Origin of the sequence: Sulfurovum sp. bin170 (genome assembly GCF_010892395.1) — a bacterium.
Classification (GTDB): Bacteria; Campylobacterota; Campylobacteria; order Campylobacterales; family Sulfurovaceae; genus UBA1140.
Genome location: NZ_JAACKB010000389.1, coordinates 1 through 3,062, shown reverse-complemented (window position 1 = coordinate 3,062; position 3,062 = coordinate 1). Strand labels below are relative to the sequence as shown.

The window sequence follows — 3,062 nt, the reverse complement described above, 5'->3', positions numbered from 1 at the left end:
GTGTATCACCTATCATCCAAACAGAATCTATATCATGCTCCAATCTCTCCAAAGCCTTTAAAATAGGTTCTGCGTGAGGTTTTGGATTTTTTACATGTTCACGACCGATTAAAACATCAAAGTATCCCATCAAATCCATATGTTCTAATAAAATTGTTGAATATTCACCTGTTTTAGTCGTAACCACACCAAGAGTAGCAAACCTACTAGCCTCTATCACTGACTCTCTAGCTCCTTCAAGTAGTATGGTCTTTTGACAAGAGATAATTCGATAGTGCATTTTATAGGCGTGAACATGAGCAGATACTCTCTTCTCATCTACACCCAGCGTTAAAAACATATTCTCTAATGTATGCCCTATCTCATTTTTTATTTTATCAACAGAAGGAACAACAGAACCAAATGACTCAAAAGCTACTTTAAAACCCTCTAAGATGGCCTCGGTTGAGTCTATAAGCGTTCCGTCCAAATCAAACAGTATGACAGGTTTAATCATCTAACTCACTTTTCTTAAGTCAATAGCACTATCTATCGCTATCATTGTCTCAGCATCAATAACTCCATCAACTGCCAAACTATTGCTCTTTATCTGAAAATCTCGAACTATAGTAGCCATATTCTCATCAAAATTACCATTTTCCTCTAATCCATATCCTATGGAATTAAGCATCTTTTGTGCAATTAAAACCATACTTCCTTGACATCCAAGTTTAATAGACTCAAAGTCCGAATCCTCTATATTTTGGTTACTCATATCAACTCCTTATTATTATAGTTATTGTTAGTACTTCCTAGATGCCATGATACATGAAAAAATTTATTTAATCGTGAAATATTTTTCGTAATTCTAATTTAAATTTTTCATAAAGTTTTATACTGTTTCTTCTTGCAGATTTACAATATAAATTAAAATAGTTGCTGTTTTTAGATATTATAAAATCAAAGAAATTTACTTCTATATTGGACTATTTATAGTAAATTCTTCACATCTAATTAGGACTCCAAAGAATAGTTAAAGATTAGTTTTTTTAAGTGGGTGAGAAGAAAAGTAACACATTTTTTTTTAAAAAAATGAACAAGCGTTTCTATCTTCACTATATTTTTGGTAATTTAGGAGCTGACCTTAATAACTTCTGCGTATACGCATTTTGTGGATTCTTCATCACACTCTCCACCCTCCCCTGCTCCACTATCTTTCCCTCTCTCATCACAGCTACCTCATCGGCAACCATTGAGATGATAGATAAATCATGAGTTATAAATAGATAAGATAATCCACTCTCCTGTTGCAACTCTTTCAAAAGTTTTAAAACCTGTGAACGAACAGAAACATCCAAAGCACTCGTAGGCTCATCACAAATAATCAATTCAGGCTCCACGGCCAAAGCTCTAGCAATCCCTATCCGTTGTCTCTGTCCTCCTGAAAACTCATGAGGATAACGCTCCATATATTGGGTCTCCAATCCAACTTTGACCAAAAGCTCCTCTATTCGTCTGTCTTGATTTTTTTTATCTTTGGAACCAACCCCCAAACTCACCATCCCCTCACGAATAATCTCCCCAACCGTCATACGAGGGTTAAGTGCGGAGTATGGGTCTTGAAAAACTATCTGTATCTTACGACGATAAGGCATCAACTCCTTTTGAGTAAGTTTTGTTATATCAACTCCATCAAAAAGAATCTCACCATCCGTCGAATCAACCAGACGAAGTATCGCTTGACCAATGGTACTCTTGCCACTACCCGACTCACCAACCAAAGCCAAAGTCTTACCACGAGGGATTGAGATAGATACTCCATCAACAGCCTTAACATGACCAACTGTTCTCTGAAATATCCCCTTTTTAATAGGAAAATGAACCTTCAAATCCTTAACTTCAAGCAGATTTTTTCTATTATCAGAAGGTTTTTTTTTCTCTGTAGATGAAATAGCATCTCGTAGCAAAGCTTGTGTGTAAGGGTGTTGTGGATTCTCAAAAAAATCCTCTCTCCTAGCCTCTTCCAAAATCTCACCATAACGCATCACAGCAATCCTATCAGCCATCTGTGCCACCACACCCATATCATGAGTAATAAATAGTATAGATAGAGAACGCTCTTTCTGTATCTCTTTGAGCAACGCCAAAACCTGTGCCTGAATCGTCACATCCAGAGCCGTCGTAGGCTCATCAGCTATCAAAAGCTCAGGCTCACAAGCTAAAGCCATAGCAATCATCACCCTCTGCTTCTGCCCACCAGAGAGCTGATGAGGATACCAATTATACCTCTCTCTTGGCTCTTTCAATGCTACCTCTTCAAAAAGCTCAACCACATTATCTTTAACTGCTTTTTTATCCAAATCCAAATGAAGACGAATAACCTCTGCCACCTGCTCCCCAATGGTCATAACAGGATTGAGAGCAGTCATCGGCTCTTGGAATATCATCGCAATAGAACGCCCACGAATCTTCTGCATAGCAAATTCAGAAATAGAAAAAATAGATTCTCCATTGAGCAATATATCTCCTGAACTCACCGATATAGCATCAGGCAAAAGTCGCATAATGGCTAAAGAGGTAAGTGATTTACCACTTCCTGACTCGCCAACTAGAGCGAAGATTTCACCCTGTTCTATCTTAAAGCTTATAGATTTTAAAAGCTCTTCATTACCTACTTTTAGACTTAAGTTTTTTATATTTAGTATGCTCATTTTTTATTCCTTTTTAGTAGGGTGCGATTGCCATCGCACCACTAATTAGCATAAATTTTATTTTGAATATTGAATAGATGGTGTGATAGCAATCACCCCCTACAAGGCTTTGCCAACATTTCGAATGTATGTCCAATATTACCATTTGCTATAGAAATAATATCAACAATATATTCTGTATTCTCTTTTTTTTCTTCATAACCTCTTTTAAAATCTAACTTTGGACTTTCTTCTGTTTTTATCAATTTTAATAACTCTTGCTTTGTCATTTATAATCCTCAACCCATAGATAGACCAGTTCCATTTCTTTCCCTTATTTCATTGAAATTATTATAGCAAAATTTCCGTAGGTCGGGTTGCCCTCATCCCGAC

At 36.6% G+C, this 3,062-nt stretch carries 4 protein-coding genes; all 4 read right to left on the bottom strand.

Translation table 11 applies throughout. The features are described from left to right. Window positions 1-496: HAD family hydrolase (locus GSY74_RS09230; protein WP_164664814.1), on the bottom strand; the 496-nt coding region annotated here is incomplete at its 3' end. Beyond that, window positions 497-754, bottom strand: coding sequence for a peptidoglycan-binding domain-containing protein (locus tag GSY74_RS09225; protein ID WP_164664813.1), 258 nt, complete (start codon window positions 752-754; stop codon window positions 497-499). It lies immediately after the preceding gene. Between the two features lie 340 nt (window positions 755-1,094). Continuing rightward, complete coding sequence (locus GSY74_RS09220) at window positions 1,095-2,690, bottom strand: ABC transporter ATP-binding protein (RefSeq protein WP_164664812.1); 1,596 nt, start codon at window positions 2,688-2,690, stop codon at window positions 1,095-1,097. 92 nt (window positions 2,691-2,782) lie between these two features. Beyond that, the gene (locus tag GSY74_RS09215; RefSeq protein WP_164664811.1) at window positions 2,783-2,959 is read right to left on the bottom strand and encodes a hypothetical protein; all 177 of its coding nucleotides are present in this window, start codon (window positions 2,957-2,959) and stop codon (window positions 2,783-2,785) included. Window positions 2,960-3,062 lie beyond the last annotated feature (103 nt).